Raw genomic sequence first — 15,580 nt, 5'->3', positions numbered from 1 at the left:
TGTAAAAGCCGCGACTTTAATTTTTGAAAATAAAGTATAAATATTAAGCATTAAGTATGAATCATGAAATCTTACTTTGGGGTGGTTTTATCTTGTTTATAGTATGCATGTTGGCGCTCGATCTTGGCGTGTTTCATAGAAAAAACCATGAAATTAAAGTGAAAGAAGCTCTTATGTGGACTTTTTTCTGGCTATCACTTGCCTTATTATTTAATATCGGAGTGTACCATTTTATGGGAAGTGAAAAAGCATTGCAGTTTTTGACTGGATATTTGATTGAAGAGTCTCTTTCGATTGATAATGTTTTTGTTTTTATTTTAATTTTTACATACTTTAAGGTTCCACCAAAATATCAGCACAAAATTTTATTTTGGGGAATCCTTGGAGCGATGTTGATGCGAATAAGTTTTATTTTATCGGGGATTGTATTAATTGAAAAATTCGAATGGATAATTTATATTTTCGGAGCTTTTTTAATTTTTACGGGTTTCAAAATGGCATTTTCAAAAGAAACTTCTTTTAACCCAGAAGCCAATCCGATAATCAAATTATTTCATAAATATTTTAATGTAACAGATACCTATCATGGAGATAAATTTTTTGTAAAAATTAATGCAAAGACTTATGCAACACCAATGTTTATTGTTCTGCTGCTGATTGAAATTTCTGATCTGATTTTTGCAGTAGATAGCATTCCTGCAATATTATCAATTACCTCTGATCCTTTCATTGTATTTACTTCAAATGTTTTTGCAATTTTAGGTTTGCGATCACTTTATTTTGCGATATCTGCAGCCGCCAGATATTTCGTATATTTAAAATATGGATTAGCAGCAATACTGAGTTATGTAGGTATTAAGATGCTCCTTTCAGATTATTATAAGATAGATCCATTATATTCATTATTGGTTATATTGACCATGTTATCGCTTTCTATTTTGGGTTCCATGATTGCAGCAAGAAACGAAGATAGTCAGTAAATGGAGCTTTAATTGTTTACAGATTTTATGAGTTGATGACTGTTAAATGAAGGATTCCTTAATTCGTATTGAATCTTTTAAGGATGTAATTTTAGCTTGTTAAAATGCGCATTCAAAAAAGGAATCAGCGAGTCAAATAAATAGTTTAATCCTGTCTTGATCAAATAAAATAAAACTATTAAGGAGTTTTTTGTTCCAGTATTATGAGTTTTGATCCAGGCCGGAACCTGTTAAAAGATCATTATATTGGACGAACAATTTTTTTTATTAAATGTACTTGAATATTGAATTTTAGCAGATAGTATTTTGTAAAAATCATTTTCTTGATACTGAAAATATAAATTACATGTCTTTAAATACTTTTTCAATATTTTTATCCGGAATGATCCACATAAATGCTACCAGAATAAAAAGGAAACCTGAAAGATAGCTATATATAAATGCAAAAGGAATTGCAAGAATATAGCAAACCAATGAAATTTTTCCTTTTGTATTTTGTTTTTGATGAGCTTCAGCAAATGCCTCAGGAGATAATTGGCAATTCATAATTGCAGTTTGAAGAATATAATACGCTATGGCTGGCATTAAAAGCGAAACTGCGTAAACAGCGATAGTATTTGGTTCAAAATGATTTTCACCCATCCATCCTGTTGAAAATGGGATCAAGGATAACCAGAAAAGTAAATTAAGGTTAGACCACAATATGCCTGATGTAACTTTAGAAATTGAATGGAATAAGTGGTGGTGATTTACCCAATAGATTCCAATGTATATAAAACTCAATAGATAGGAAATAATAATTGGAATTAAATGGATTAATCCATCCCAATTGCTGCTATGCGGAATTTTGATTTCAAGTACCATGATGGTGATGATAATCGCTAAGACCCCATCACTGAATGCTTCAATTCTGGTTTTATTCATACAATGTAAAAGCGTTTAATTATTGACTATATTTTTCATTTAAAGCTTTTACCATTTCAGCTGTAATATCGAGAGAAGGATCTGAATAGAAAATATTTCCATCTCTGGCTACAGAGAAAATAAATTTATATCTGTTATCAGCATTGTACTCCTGTAAAAATGAAATTACTTTTTTATGAAGGGCTTCATTAAATTCTGCTGTTTCTTCTGCAAATTGATTCGATAATTTTTCTTTGCGTTCCATAAGATCGCGCTCCATGCCAGCTAACTTTTTTTGAGCATTTTCAGTTTCATTTCGAGTCATATTTTCAGCATTTTTTTGTAATTTTTGAAATTCTCTTTGCATGTTTTCTTCTTTAGCCTGAAGTTCTTTCATCATAGATTCCTGTTTCTTTTTAAACATAATTTCATTATCTTTAAAAAACTTTAATTGTCCAAGAAGACTATCGGAGTTAAAAAATGCAGCGGTACCGGAATTTGAAATAAGACTTGTATTTTGTGCTGAACCATCTGTTTTACAATGAGACTTACAATTTCTATTTTGCACAAACAGAAAAATTATTGCAATTAAGGATATAGCGTGTAAAATCCAATTTAAATTTTTCATAATTTATATTTAATTAATTTAAAATTCTGCGTTACCAGGAAATCTTGGAAAGGGTATTACATCCCGAATATTGGTCATTCCGGTTACAAAAAGTACCAGACGTTCAAAACCTAATCCAAATCCAGCATGTGGGCAAGTTCCATATTTGCGAGTATCTAAATACCAATACATTTCATCTTTTGGGATATGCATTTCATGCATTCGTTGTTCTAGTTTATCAAGGCGTTCTTCTCGTTGTGATCCACCTACAATTTCACCAATTCCTGGAAACAATATGTCCATTGCGGCTACCGTTTTCTGATCTTCATTTTGGCGCATATAGAAAGCTTTTATGGCTTTTGGATAATTTGTCAAAATTACAGGCTTTTTAAAATGTTTTTCAACGAGGAAACGTTCATGTTCAGATTGTAAATCAGCACCCCATGTTTCAATAGGAAATTGAAATTTACCTTTCTTATTAGGTGTTGAGTTTTTTAATATTTCAATGGCTTCTGTGTAGCTAATACGCTCAAAAGTATGATCAATGCAAAATTTAAGACGTTCTATTAAGCTAAGTTCATTTCTCTCAATTTGTGGTTTTTGTTTATCTTCTTCTTGTTCGCGATCATTTAAAAATTGCAAATCTTCTGCACAATTTTGCATTACTTTTTGGATAACATATTTCAATAGATTTTCTGCCAGATCCATATTATCATGAAGATTCGCAAATGCAACTTCTGGTTCAATCATCCAAAACTCCGCAAGATGTCTTGGTGTATTTGAATTTTCAGCCCGGAATGTAGGTCCAAAAGTATATACTTTACCTAAGGCCATTGCAGCCAATTCTGCTTCAAGTTGTCCGGATACCGTTAAATTTGTTGCTTTGCTAAAAAAGTCTTCCTTAAAATTAATTTGACCTTCCTCTGTTCTCGGGAGATTATTTAAATTTAAAGTGGTGACCTGGAACATTTCTCCTGCCCCTTCAGCATCAGAACCTGTAATTATTGGTGCATGTAAATAATAAAATCCCTGGTTATGAAAAAATTCATGAATAGCATATGAAAGCATATGCCGGATTCTAAAAATCGCACTGAACGTATTTGTTCTAAATCGCAAATGAGCAATCTGGCGTAAAAATTCAAGACTATGTTTTTTAGGCTGTAATGGATAAGTAGATGCATCACAATCCCCTAAGATTTCTACTGTAGTAGCCTGTAATTCCATTTTCTGGCCAGCACCCTGAGAAGTAATTAAGGTACCCTGAACGTTTATTGCCGCACCAATCGTAATGCGTTTAAGAATAGATTCATCAAATTGAGTGGGATCAATTACTACCTGTAAATTGGAAAGACAAGAACCATCATTTAATGCAATGAAGCGACTATTCCGGAATGCTTTCACCCAACCCATAAAAGAAGTAATTTGGTTTTGCGGTTCAGATTTTAGTACTTCTGCTATTGTAATTTTTTGCATGATTTGATTTAAAAGGCAAAGATAAGTGATCAAAACGATTTTACAAGTGCTTAAAAAGCTTGTTATGGAAACAAAAGCTTACTGTTAATTTAGCTTAAATTGTTAAATAATTGAAATTGCAATTCTACTTGATTTTAAAAACGATTGCTGGATTCAATTTAGGGGACATTTAGAATGTAGGTTTTCCCTTTTTGAAATTTATGCTTTATCCTTTCATTTTAAATTTTGCTTTTAATACGCTTGAGAATCTATGAATTTATTTGTGTCGTTTTATAGATTTCTATATTTTAAAAATTAGAATCCAAAACTTAATCCAATACCAAAACTACTTCTTTTTTTTTCTGCAGAAAGAAGGACAAAACTATTATCAAGTTGTTTTAAAAATATTCTACTTGGTGCATTATCATAAATCATTCGATAAAATATATTTATTGAAAAGTTATTTTCAATTTGAATATCCAGGGAGGTAAATAAATCCATGTAATAATCCAATCTGTCATCTATTAGATTACCTTCTCTTACAATATTATGGATCCGGTCTAACGGAAATTTCATAAAGGGATATATTTTTAGTTTGTATTTGTCTTTAGGCCTCCAAACAAATCCGGGTCTGATTTCTCCACGTAATTTATTTGTGGGTTTAAAATCGTAACTTAGACTTGTATCCTTTCCATTGAATAGAATCGTATTGGTTGCGGTAACTTTTTCCAATTCATAATATGCTCCAATTAGGAATGAAAGGCGCAATTGACTGTATTGCTTTTGATTTGAAACCAAATAGCGGGCTCTTGTTTCCGATAAAACCTGTGTTTCAGCATTCGATAACATCAAAACATTATGAATGGGTGCACAACTTGTTAGGCATCGGATTAAATCTTCTCCTTGAAATGAATAGCTCGGTTTTCTATTTAGTTCATCCCGATTTCGGTTTCCTTTTTGTGTGAGTGCCTTGCTAAAAAAGCTAAAAATAAATCCACCACCTAATTCATATCGTTCATCAATGCCCAAAAAACCATCGCTGTAACGTTTGCCTACTATATAATTTTCTAGCCATAAGCCATTAAGAGGCTCCGATTGTTCTATTTTTTTGAGATACTTTTCAAGAAGGTATTGCTTGTTTTCTTGTCCAATTTGATCAACAGGCTGTTCTTTATGGAGCGCATCAATTTTTGCATTATATTTTGCTATTCTAGCATCGGCACTTGGTGTATGTGGATGGAAATCGAATGAAATATCAATATCTGACACATTTTCTTGTAAAATACCATCTTTTAAAAGCGTTTGTACATTGGTTGAAAAATCCAATTCATAGGGATATACCCCCTGGTCTATATTCACACCTGCACCAACTTTGTAAAGATTACCTGAAGTTGTTTCATTTCCTGAAAAACTGAAACTGCCTTTTCCATTGAGACGGTGTTCGTTATCCATGAATTCATTCAGGAAATCAAGTAATTGAAATGTTTCTTTTATGATGGCAGTTTTGGATGTAAAATTTGAATCTAGTGGATTTAAATAAATTGCATTTCCCTTTTTTGAATTAATGCTTTTATAAACATCTTTAAAATCCTGATCTGTTGCTTGTGAATGCAGATTCACTATTTGAAAACAATAAATCCATATCAAAAGTAGAGTCTTTATTGGCATAGACCATGTCCTTAGTTCGAACTTTTTATTCTTAAAGAAGCTGATATAAAGAACTGGAAAAGTAAAGCAAGATGGCATATTTTATATAAGGCCAAGTCTTCTATGACCAGACCGATAATTTGCTGCAAACATTTTGCCATTTTATTAAGAAAGAGCGAATTTTAGATGGATTTTAAAGGATTATTCAAAATCAAGGCAATTTTCGACTTAATTATAGAAATTATTGAATGAAATATCCTTATAAATCCCAGGAACCTGTTTTTATAGACTAGGTTTTAGGTAATTACGGTAATTCGAAGATTTTAGAAATAGCTTTTAACTGATAATCTTAATATTAAAAGCTCCATTTTTAGTTGCACCATAAATTCGTAACCAAAGAGGCAGGTACATTTCGGTTCCACGAGCTGCGGATATATCATCAAGATCAATTAATTGATTATTTTTCCACCCAAAAGATCTTAAAAGTTCTTTGACCCAGGATTTTGCATCTTCATCATTGCCGCAGATAAAATTTACATGTAACTCATCTCCTATTAAAGAAGGGTTAACCATCAAACCACACCACATAGTATTCAAAGTTTTTACAACTTTTAGTTCTGGAAAATTTTGTTGAATTTCTTCTCCCAGGGAATTTGTATTACATATTGAAAGAGAAGGTGGCATTCCATTAGAAAAATCCAAAGGGTTCGTTAAATCAATGAGGATTTTATTTTGCAGGGCATTTGGATCTATACTTTTTAAAATACCAACAGCTTCAACTCCTTTGGTACAATTGAAAATAACCTCTGCAAAAGTAGCGGCTTCTGCAAAAGTACCAAGACTGGCTTGACTTCCATTTTTTTGAACCCAGGCAAGCCCCTTTTCATTGGTATTTGTACGACTTCCCATTTTTATAGTGTGCCCTAATTCAATGAGTTTAGAACCAATTGTTTCTCCGACTGTGCCGGTACCTAATACTGCAATATTCATGTTTTAGTATTTAATGATAAATAACTAATTCAGGAACGCAAAAAATGTTCAAAATAAAATGATTAATTAATATTGAACTTTTTACGATTAAAATTGTTAACAGAATCGATAAACTTAAAGATCAATTCTAATTTAAATTTAAAACATATTCTATGGATTTAATGCAAGTTCTTCAAGGTCAATTAAATGGTGACTTATTAAATCAAATTAGTCAGACTATCGGAGCTGATGAAAAACAAACGGAAATCGCTACAAACGGTATTTTTGCTGCTTTAGTCGGGGGATTAGCTAATAATGCTTCCACCACTAATGGTTTGTCATCTTTAACTTCCGCACTTGACAGAGACCATGATGGAAGTGTATTAGATGATCTGATGGGAATGGTTGGCACTATGATGCAAGGGCAGGTTACCGGGGCTAATAATGGAATCGGTATGCTAGGACATATTCTTGGCGATAAGCAAGATCAAGTTGCTCAACAAGTCAGCCAATCTTCAGGATTAAATATGAGTCAAATCATGAAGTTGATGCCAATACTTGCACCCATTGTAATGGCTGTTATTGGTAAATTGCGTAATTCTTCATCCAATGAAGCAGGAAGTAGTGGTGGATTAGGAGACCTAGCCAGTATTTTAATGGGTTCTGCTCAATCCGCACAAAGTGGTGGATTTGGAGATTTAATAGGGACTGTTCTAGGTGGTGTGCTGGGTGGTTCTCAGGAACCTCAAGTTCAAAATACCCAACAAAATTCTGGAGGATTGTTAGGCACTATTTTCGGTAACATTTTTAAGAAATAGGAGTCTTAATAGTTATAAAAAAGAGCGGTACTATCTTACTTTTATAACGACCTATATGAATGCTCTATAGAATGAATTCATTTTATAGTTCAAACAGAGCGTTCATTGGATACTCACAAAATTTTGTATTCTATTTTCTATTTTAGAATAGAATTCATTTCATTGCATGTCTACTTCTATTTCCATTTTTCTAACATCGGATTCGTACAAATACTGATGTAGATTTTTATTTAATTTTTTAACCAGATAAATGCAATTTTTTTTCTGATGGTCTGTTGATGCAAGTCTATTCATCAGTGTTTTAAAATTATTTACAGTGATGTATGGAAATCCATTTTGTAATAAAACGCCATCTGCAGTTTGAAATAACCATCCTTCATTTGACGAATTAGGGGTTTCATCTTTTTTCAATATCAATAAACTATCTTTCGGTATATTAGCTAAGAATTTATTATTTTGTGTTGAGTCCAGAAAGTAAATTCGGCTATAATTTGTCTGTGCTAAAGCAATTTGATCTTTGTCATAATAAAAAAATACCGGACAAAATTTAAAATTGTTTTTAAAGGCTTTAATAAATTCAGTATTGAATGCATCCCGATCCAAAGTAAGTTGCAAAATTTGTTTTTCAATCTTTTCTTTGCATTTTGATTTACAATCTTCTTGTAAGGAAGCTTTTATAAGGTGTTGAATCTTATTTTCCATAGATTCCAATCGAACTAATAAAACCCCAGATTTCAGAATCCGGATAGGAGTTTCATTAATCATCTTATTTTGTGCAACTTGTGCTTGTAATTGGAAACATAACAAAATGTTAATAATGTAAAAATGAAGCTGATTCATATATCCAAATTGATGTTTTTTTACGTTTTTAGCCTTGCTTTTATCTTATATAAAACGCAAAAATGACAATTTCGTAAGCTTTAAACTGTATATTTTTATTTTATGTCGCAATACCTTGATATTGAAGCACTCAATCAGCAAGTTGCTATTGAAAGTGCATTTTTGGACACCTTGATCGAACAACAAAAGCGAATTTTAGTTGGACAGCAACATATGTTGGATCGAATGATCTTGGGATTATTGACAAATGGGCATATCTTATTAGAAGGTCTACCCGGACTTGCCAAGACCCTCGCTATTAAAACCCTGGCGCAATCTATTGATGCTAGTTTTAACCGAATTCAATTCACCCCTGATTTATTACCTGCCGATATTATTGGTACGCTGATATACAATCCATCCAATCAGAATTTTTCTGTGCGGAAAGGACCCATATTTGCAAACTTTATTCTTGCAGATGAAATTAATCGGGCTCCAGCAAAAGTGCAATCTGCTTTATTGGAAGCGATGCAAGAACGTCAAGTTACGATAGGAAAAGAAACCTTTCTTTTGGATGAACCATTTTTGGTATTGGCAACCCAAAATCCAATTGAACAAGAAGGAACCTATCCTTTACCGGAAGCACAAACCGATCGGTTTATGATGAAAGTAATTGTAGATTATCCAACACCTGATGAAGAGCGTGAAATCATGCGAAGAAATTTAAATGATCAGATTCATGAGAAAGTTAAAGCCGTTATACATCCACAAGACATTCTCAAAGCCCGAAATGCAGTTAGCAAAGTATATATGGATGAACGAATTGAAAAATATATTGTCCAATTAGTTTTTGCTACCAGAAGGCCTGAAAACTATGGTATTAAAGAACTTTCACAATGGATTCAATACGGTGCATCGCCACGAGCAAGTATTTTTATGGCGAAAGCAAGTAAGGCTTATGCATTTATGAAACATCGCGGATTTGTAATTCCAGATGATGTCCAAAATGTTTGCAGGGATATTCTTCGACATCGAATAGGCTTAAGTTATGAAGCGGAAGCAGAAAATATTAATCAGGATGAAATTATTTCTAGAATTTTATCTAGAGTTGAAGTGCCTTAAGAGTTTAAAATGCAAAAACAGTTTCTCATTCTTATTTTTCAACTTTTAAGCTTTGATTTACTTCAAAGTCAGGCTCCAGTATTTTCTTTAAAAGTGCAGGAACTGATGGATTTATTTAGTCCTTCTCAACAAGGAGGAATTTGGATACAACATTATTCAGGTGTATCCGGAAATGGGGACTCTTATATTCTGAGCCTTGGGCATAATGGTAGAGAATATAGAGCCATCCTTCAAAATTTAACAAGCAAGGAAACTTTAAATGCTGAAGGGAATTATCATTTTGAAAATATAAAACTAGTCCTCCAGGATTCCCTACTTGAAATCGCAGGATTTTTATTTGGTGAAGTGAAACCAAATGGTATACTCATTCAAGTTTTAGATAGAAGGAAAGAAAAAGGAAAATATATTGAGTTTCAAAAAATGACACGAGAAGGATTTAAAGTTTTTGATTGTCCGGTACAGGTTTGGTATCAATCTTTTGCTGGTATCATGGACAGAAACCCGGTGATAATTCAATTGCAAAAGGATTTTGACCAACGAATTTATGGAAGTATAAGTGTGCCAGATAAACTAACGGGTTATATGGTTTCTGGTAATTGTGATGATGTTCCATGTGAGAAAATGGATTTGCGGGTGCATGATTTTTTTGGTGAACGGTTTAAGGAGTATAAATCCACACCGCTCGCTCTAAATCAAATTCAGGTAGAAGAAAATTATAAAGACAAATTTCAAATATTTGAAACCTGGACTTCTCAAAATAAGTATAACTTTAAATGTAAAAATTTAAGTTTTCCAGGGTTAAAAATGTATGCTCAATATATTCAGATTGCAGACCGTGATTTTGATAACTGGATTGAATCATTTATCACTAAGTGGACTGAGCAAGTAGTTTCATTTTATCAGGTGGGGCCTTTACGGGAGCAAAAACAAGCAAACGTAACAATGGATCTTGACTGGATCAGTCTCGATTGGGTAAGTGGAATCTTTAAATTTACAGAACCCTGGAGTCTTGATGAGCGAAGTTTAGGTTTTACCTATGATCGTAAACTAAACCGGATTATAAGTATCGAAGAAATATTTGATAAAACCTTTGACTACAAAACATTTTTTAATGATTACATCAGTTGGAAGAAAAAGGAAATGATGTCGATGAATACATCCAATCGATTTAAAGCCTATATGGAATTGGAATTTTTCACACCCTGGACATTAAGACCAGAAGGATTTTGTTTCACTTCTGAATGGAATTTTATTTGGGGTACGCGAAAAATTATTGTACCCTATGCTTTGATACAAGAACATATAAAGAAAAGTGGACCCTTAAGAAAATTATTTTAAGATGGAAACCCAGGATATTCTTAAAAAAGTTCGGCAGATTGAAATTAAAACCAAGGGATTGACGCAGCATTTATTTTCTGGTGCGTATCACAGTACTTTTAAAGGAAGAGGAATGTCTTTTTCAGAAGTGCGAGAATATCAGTTTGGTGATGACATCCGGCATATTGATTGGAACGTTACCGCGAGATCCGGACAAACTCAAATCAAGGTTTTTGAAGAGGAACGCGAATTAACCTTAATGCTATTAGTTGATATTAGCCGATCCACTAATTTCGGTTCATTAGATCAAACCAAATCACAGTGGATGACTGAACTTTGTGCAGTGCTCGCATTTTCTGCCACTCAAAATCATGATAAGGTTGGGATGATATTGTTTAGTGACAAAATTCATTTATACATCCCTCCTAAAAAAGGAAAGCTGCATATTTTGCGTATGATTCGGGAATTATTAGTCCAACGATCGGATGCTGGTAAAACAAGATATGATTTACCCTTGCAATATTTAAATAGAGTACAAACCAAGAAGACAATTTGCTTTTTAATTTCTGATTTTAATGATCCAGTCAATGAACCGAGCTTGAAAATTGTGTCGAGAAGACATGATGTGATCGGATTACAGATGCTAGATCCTTTAGAAAAAAATTGGGTAAATGTTGGCTTGATTCAATTACAGGATTCAGAGAATGGAAAAGAAATTCTGTTTGATAGTTCGGATAAAACATGGGTAAAACAAATTTCCGAAAATCAGAAAAATCATAATTTGAAACTGAAGCAGGTTTTTAATCGAGCGAATGCAGATTTATTACATTTAGATTTAAATGAAAGTTATATTAAAAATTTGTTGAATTTTTTTAAAAAAAGGCACTGATTTGGGATCTTATATTAAATTCATTTTTTGTTTGAGTATAGGCTTACTAGCGATGCCGCTTAAAGCACAGGAAACATTTAAGCAAAGCCTGGATTCAACAATGATGATAATCGGGGATCAGCAGTATTTGACTTTACAGACTACAAATCAAAATCCTGGAGACTTTTTATTTGAAATTTTAGATACCATGGTGTGGTTTCAGACAATTGACAAAGGGAGCTGGAATGCAAAAGATCTGATTCAAGAACGGAAAATTCTATTTACAGTTTTTGATAGTGGTTATTTTAAGATTCCGGCCTTAGGGATTTTTCAAAAAATGGACTCTATGCAGGCTTTGGGTAATCCACTATTTATAGACGTGCAATATCCAATAGATAGTGTTTCCGCTTTACGGCCAATCAAAAATATTGAAGAGACGGAGGAACCATACCGGTTTTTATATTTGGCAGGAATTGGAATTCTGGTTTTATTTGGAATGTTATTTGTCTTATGGCAATTTTTCAAAGCGGATCAAATGAAGCCTGAAGAATTTCATATTCAAGTAGAGCGGAAGATATGGGAGAAATGTCTTGATGATTTATATGCACTGGAAGCGAAAAAGTTGTGGCAGCAGAATTTAGTAAAGCCTTATTACGATGAGTTAAATTTAATATTGCGAAATTATTTATTTTATGGAATGAAGATTCCAGCTTTAGAGTATACATCTGCTGAAATTATGGAAACGATTGCAGATCAATATCCAGATTTAAAAGGAGTTGATACTTTAAAGGAGTGTTTTACAAATAGCGATTTAGTCAAATTTGCAAATGCAAATCCTAATTTTTCTGTAAATGAAAAATGGATGCAATTTGCCATCGAATTTGTTCGATTAAATAAAGAACTTTCAGAGAAGGTATTAGAGGAAAAACGGCTTCATTGGCGTGCTTTATTGGGGGAAACCATAGCAGCTCAATTTGAGAATCCTATGGAATCGGTTCCTCTTTTATGGATTCAAGTTTATGATAATAAGCGCATGCAAGAGTTTAGTTTAATTCAATATTTGCTTATTAGAAAATCCTTTAAACTTCCGGAATCTTGGGTGCAGATGCATTTGTCAAAGACTGGTTTATTTTATCGTTGGCAGCATACCATTTTAAATATTTCGAATCATAAGTTTATTCAAGTGCTCTTGTTTTTATTTGTGCTCCCATTTATATCTATCTTTTTACCCTTTATATTTATTTTGAGTATTTGGAAGAAAGAATCCCTTTTTTCAAGAGGAATCTTTTCAATTTCAAAAAATCAAAAATTGGTTTTAAATAAAGAGATCAAATGAGTTTACAATGGTTAGATCGGCTTGAATGGGAATCACCCTGGTTCTTTATTTTGTTTTTAATAGTCCCCTGGATATGGTATCATTTGATTCGCAAATCAGAAAAAACAACAAATGCTTTAGTTTTTCCAAGCCTGAATAATTTTCCAATAAAGACAAATTGGAAGATTTCATTTTATAAAGTTTTACCTTATTTAAAATTGTTGGCAATATCATTTTTTATTTTGGCAATGGCTAGACCCCGATGGATTTTAAAAGAAGAGAAAATGAGTGCCGAAGGAATTGCTATTTTTTTAGCAATGGATCTTTCATCAAGTATGTTAAGTCAGGATTTTAATCCAAATAGATTAGAAGTGAGTAAGTCCGTTGCAATTGATTTTATATCAAAGCGTGAATATGACCGTATTGGATTGACGGCATTTGCTGGTGAAGGTTTTACGCAATGTCCATTGACAACAGATCATCAAGCTTTGACTGTTTTATTAAGTGAGTTGAACTGTGGTTTTCTTGAAGATGGAACAGCAATTGGTATGGGGCTTGCTTCAGCGATTAATAGATTAAAAGAGGATTCAGCAAAAAGTAAAATTATTATCCTATTGACTGATGGAGTTAATAATGCAGGTGATATTTCACCGGCACTTGCAGCGGAACTTGCAAAAACATATCAGATTAAAATTTATGCTATCGGAGTTGGAACCACAGGGGAAGCCTATTCTCCAATTGGTCGCAGTCAGCATGGTGAATATGTTTTTGGAATGGCACCAGTGAATATAGATGAACCATTGTTAAATCAAATTTCCATCTCCACGGGAGGTAAATATTATCGGGCTACCAATGCGGAAAAGCTAAAGGAAATTTATCAAGAGATTGATCAACTGGAGAAAACAAAAATAGAAGTGCGTTATATAAAAAGGTATTCTGAAGAATTTAGAAGTTTTCTTTTGGCAGCTTTATTTTTATTATGCATAGAGTGGGTATTCAGATTCGTTTTTTTAAGAATCTTAAATTAACATGTTTAAATTTGAAGAAAATAATTACTTGATTTTACTGGTATTGTTACCGGTATTTTATATTTTATATCTGAATTATAAAAAAAGTTCAATGGAGACCTGGAAAAAATTAGGTGTTTATTCAACTTTAAAGAATTTTATTTTAGTACCAAATGACAAACTGAATTTTAAGTTTCTTTTATTTTGCTTTATTTTGTTATTTTCAATTTTAGGACTTGTGAATCCTCAATTTGGAAAGAAAACTGAGAAAATTAAATCTCAGAATATAGATGTTTTTATTGCTTTGGATGTTTCTCAAAGTATGTTATGTACAGATATTAAACCTGATCGTTTGTCAAGAGCTCAAATTTGGATAAAACAATTTTTAGACCGATTTAGAAGTGAACGGATAGGATTTATATCATTTGCTGGCAGTGCTTATTTACATTCACCGCTCACAACGGATATGCCGACAATTCAGTTAATGACTAGCATGGCGGGCCCTAAAAATATTGGAACCCAGGGAACGGCTATTTCAGAAGCGATTGAACTGGCAATGAAATCATTTGGTGAGAAAGAAGGATTTCATAAAGTAATTCTTTTACTTTCGGATGGAGAAGATCATGAAGGTGCTGCTATTGAATCTGCAAAAAAAGCTGCTCAAAAGGGAATTACTGTTTTCACAGTGCCTGTAGGAACTGAACAAGGTGGCCCGATCCCGAATCAAATAGCAGAAAATTATAGAGTCGATGAAGAAAGCAAGCTTATTATCACCAAACCAAATCGAAAATTATTGGCTGAAATTGCAGAAGCTGGGCAAGGAGAAATTCTGGATATGCAAAATGGCGAATTGAGTTTTGAAACCTTAAAAAAACGATTTTCTTTGCTTGCAAGAAAGGATGTTACATATCAATCATTTAGTAGTTATCAATCTTATTTTCAATATTTTTTATTGATCGCATTTGGATTATTGATTTTTGAAAGTTTTTTGACCAGAAAGAAAAATGAAATTTAAATTCCTACTAATCGCATTTTTATATTTATGTTGTGCACGATTAATTGCACAGGATTCTAAATTTTTCTCAACGAAAGGGGATAGGCTATATAAGGATTCAAATTACACCGACGCAGAGGAGTCCTATAGAAAGGCAAATGATCTTAAGCCTGAGTTTAAAAACAAATACAATATTGCAAATAGTTTATATCAGCAAGGACGAACCAAGGAAGCGGGAGATTATTATGAAAAAAGTTTGCAGGAAGCAGAATCAGATAAAGCCAAATCTAAAGCTTTTTATAACTTAGGAAACGCCTACTTTGAACAGAAAAATTATGAAAAAAGTATTCAGGCATATCAGGAATCCTTAAAACGGAATCCTAAAGATCAGGAAGCAAAACAAAATCTGGTGTTGGCAAAAAGGCAGCAGCAAATTCAACAACAACAACAGGAGCAAAAACAGCAGCAGAAAGATCAAAACAAGGATACACAAGATCGTGAGAACCAAAAACAGGAAAACCAGCAACAAAAGAACCAAGAAGACAAAGAGAAAAAAGAGAATGAAGCCCAGAAGCAAAAACAAGATCAAAACGAGGAAGACCAAAAAGAGAAATCAGAGGAAACGAAAAGCGACAAATTGAGGAAAGAGGAAGCTGAACAGTTAATGAGAATGGTGGATGATCAAGATAGAAAAATTAGAGAACGCATTCAAAAAAATCAAAGCAGAAAAGCTAAAAAGGCAAAAGATTGGTAACTAAAAAT

Annotated in this window: 15 protein-coding genes; 9 read left to right on the top strand and 6 right to left on the bottom strand. The window is 32.8% G+C overall.

The genetic code is table 11. From position 1 onward, the window contains the following. Window positions 1-56: 56 nt before the first annotated feature. Window positions 57-980, top strand: a complete 924-nt coding sequence (locus tag IPO86_01115; GenBank protein MBK9726696.1) for a TerC family protein — start codon at window positions 57-59, stop codon at window positions 978-980. A 342-nt stretch (window positions 981-1,322) separates the two neighbouring features. Here the strand turns inward: IPO86_01115 and IPO86_01110 are convergent, their stop codons facing one another. From IPO86_01110 to IPO86_01090, 5 genes are all read right to left on the bottom strand, one after another. After that, window positions 1,323-1,904 (bottom strand): DUF1211 domain-containing protein, encoded by a 582-nt coding sequence (locus IPO86_01110; GenBank protein ID MBK9726695.1) that lies wholly within the window; start codon window positions 1,902-1,904, stop codon window positions 1,323-1,325. 19 nt (window positions 1,905-1,923) lie between these two features. Next, window positions 1,924-2,511 (bottom strand): OmpH family outer membrane protein, encoded by a 588-nt coding sequence (locus IPO86_01105; GenBank protein MBK9726694.1) that lies wholly within the window; start codon window positions 2,509-2,511, stop codon window positions 1,924-1,926. Between the two features lie 18 nt (window positions 2,512-2,529). Next, window positions 2,530-3,963, bottom strand: coding sequence for an asparagine--tRNA ligase (gene asnS, locus IPO86_01100; GenBank protein MBK9726693.1), 1,434 nt, complete (start codon window positions 3,961-3,963; stop codon window positions 2,530-2,532). Between the two features lie 294 nt (window positions 3,964-4,257). Further along, on the bottom strand, window positions 4,258-5,562 hold the full coding sequence (locus IPO86_01095) for a hypothetical protein (protein MBK9726692.1): 1,305 nt from the start codon (window positions 5,560-5,562) through the stop codon (window positions 4,258-4,260). Window positions 5,563-5,925: 363 nt separating this feature from the next. Next, on the bottom strand, window positions 5,926-6,579 hold the full coding sequence (locus IPO86_01090) for an NAD(P)-binding domain-containing protein (protein ID MBK9726691.1): 654 nt from the start codon (window positions 6,577-6,579) through the stop codon (window positions 5,926-5,928). Window positions 6,580-6,731: 152 nt separating this feature from the next. On the opposite strand from IPO86_01090, the gene IPO86_01085 reads away from it, so the two are divergent. Next, a complete protein-coding gene (locus IPO86_01085; GenBank protein MBK9726690.1) occupies window positions 6,732-7,376 on the top strand; it encodes a DUF937 domain-containing protein in 645 nt (214 codons plus the stop codon). A 159-nt stretch (window positions 7,377-7,535) separates the two neighbouring features. Here IPO86_01085 and IPO86_01080 read toward each other — a convergent pair whose 3' ends face one another. Further along, a complete protein-coding gene (locus IPO86_01080; GenBank protein ID MBK9726689.1) occupies window positions 7,536-8,216 on the bottom strand; it encodes a hypothetical protein in 681 nt (226 codons plus the stop codon). A gap of 102 nt (window positions 8,217-8,318) precedes the next feature. On the opposite strand from IPO86_01080, the gene IPO86_01075 reads away from it, so the two are divergent. The 7 genes from IPO86_01075 to IPO86_01045 are packed head-to-tail and all read left to right on the top strand — an operon-like array spanning window position 8,319 to window position 15,572. After that, window positions 8,319-9,317, top strand: coding sequence for an AAA family ATPase (locus IPO86_01075; protein ID MBK9726688.1), 999 nt, complete (start codon window positions 8,319-8,321; stop codon window positions 9,315-9,317). Window positions 9,318-9,326: 9 nt separating this feature from the next. Further along, window positions 9,327-10,655: a hypothetical protein gene (locus IPO86_01070; protein MBK9726687.1), complete on the top strand. Its 1,329-nt coding sequence runs from the start codon at window positions 9,327-9,329 to the stop codon at window positions 10,653-10,655. A 1-nt stretch (window position 10,656) separates the two neighbouring features. Next, entirely contained in the window at window positions 10,657-11,523 is an 867-nt protein-coding gene (locus IPO86_01065) for a DUF58 domain-containing protein (GenBank protein ID MBK9726686.1), read from the top strand. 31 nt (window positions 11,524-11,554) lie between these two features. Further along, window positions 11,555-12,838: a hypothetical protein gene (locus tag IPO86_01060; protein MBK9726685.1), complete on the top strand. Its 1,284-nt coding sequence runs from the start codon at window positions 11,555-11,557 to the stop codon at window positions 12,836-12,838. Continuing rightward, window positions 12,835-13,845 carry a VWA domain-containing protein gene (locus IPO86_01055; protein ID MBK9726684.1) on the top strand — a complete coding sequence of 337 codons (1,011 nt, stop codon included), beginning with the start codon at window positions 12,835-12,837 and terminating at the stop codon, window positions 13,843-13,845. Before IPO86_01060 ends, IPO86_01055 begins: the two co-directional genes overlap by 4 nt. A 1-nt stretch (window position 13,846) precedes the next feature. Further along, window positions 13,847-14,839, top strand: a complete 993-nt coding sequence (locus IPO86_01050; protein MBK9726683.1) for a VWA domain-containing protein — start codon at window positions 13,847-13,849, stop codon at window positions 14,837-14,839. Continuing rightward, the gene (locus tag IPO86_01045) at window positions 14,829-15,572 is read left to right on the top strand and encodes a tetratricopeptide repeat protein (protein ID MBK9726682.1); all 744 of its coding nucleotides are present in this window, start codon (window positions 14,829-14,831) and stop codon (window positions 15,570-15,572) included. The genes IPO86_01050 and IPO86_01045 overlap by 11 nt, the downstream gene beginning before the upstream one ends. Window positions 15,573-15,580 lie beyond the last annotated feature (8 nt).

It is taken from the genome of Saprospiraceae bacterium, assembly GCA_016717265.1.
Classification (GTDB): domain Bacteria; phylum Bacteroidota; class Bacteroidia; order Chitinophagales; family Saprospiraceae; genus Vicinibacter.
Note: the sequence above shows the minus strand (reverse complement) of the source record. Positions and strands in the feature narration are given on the sequence as shown.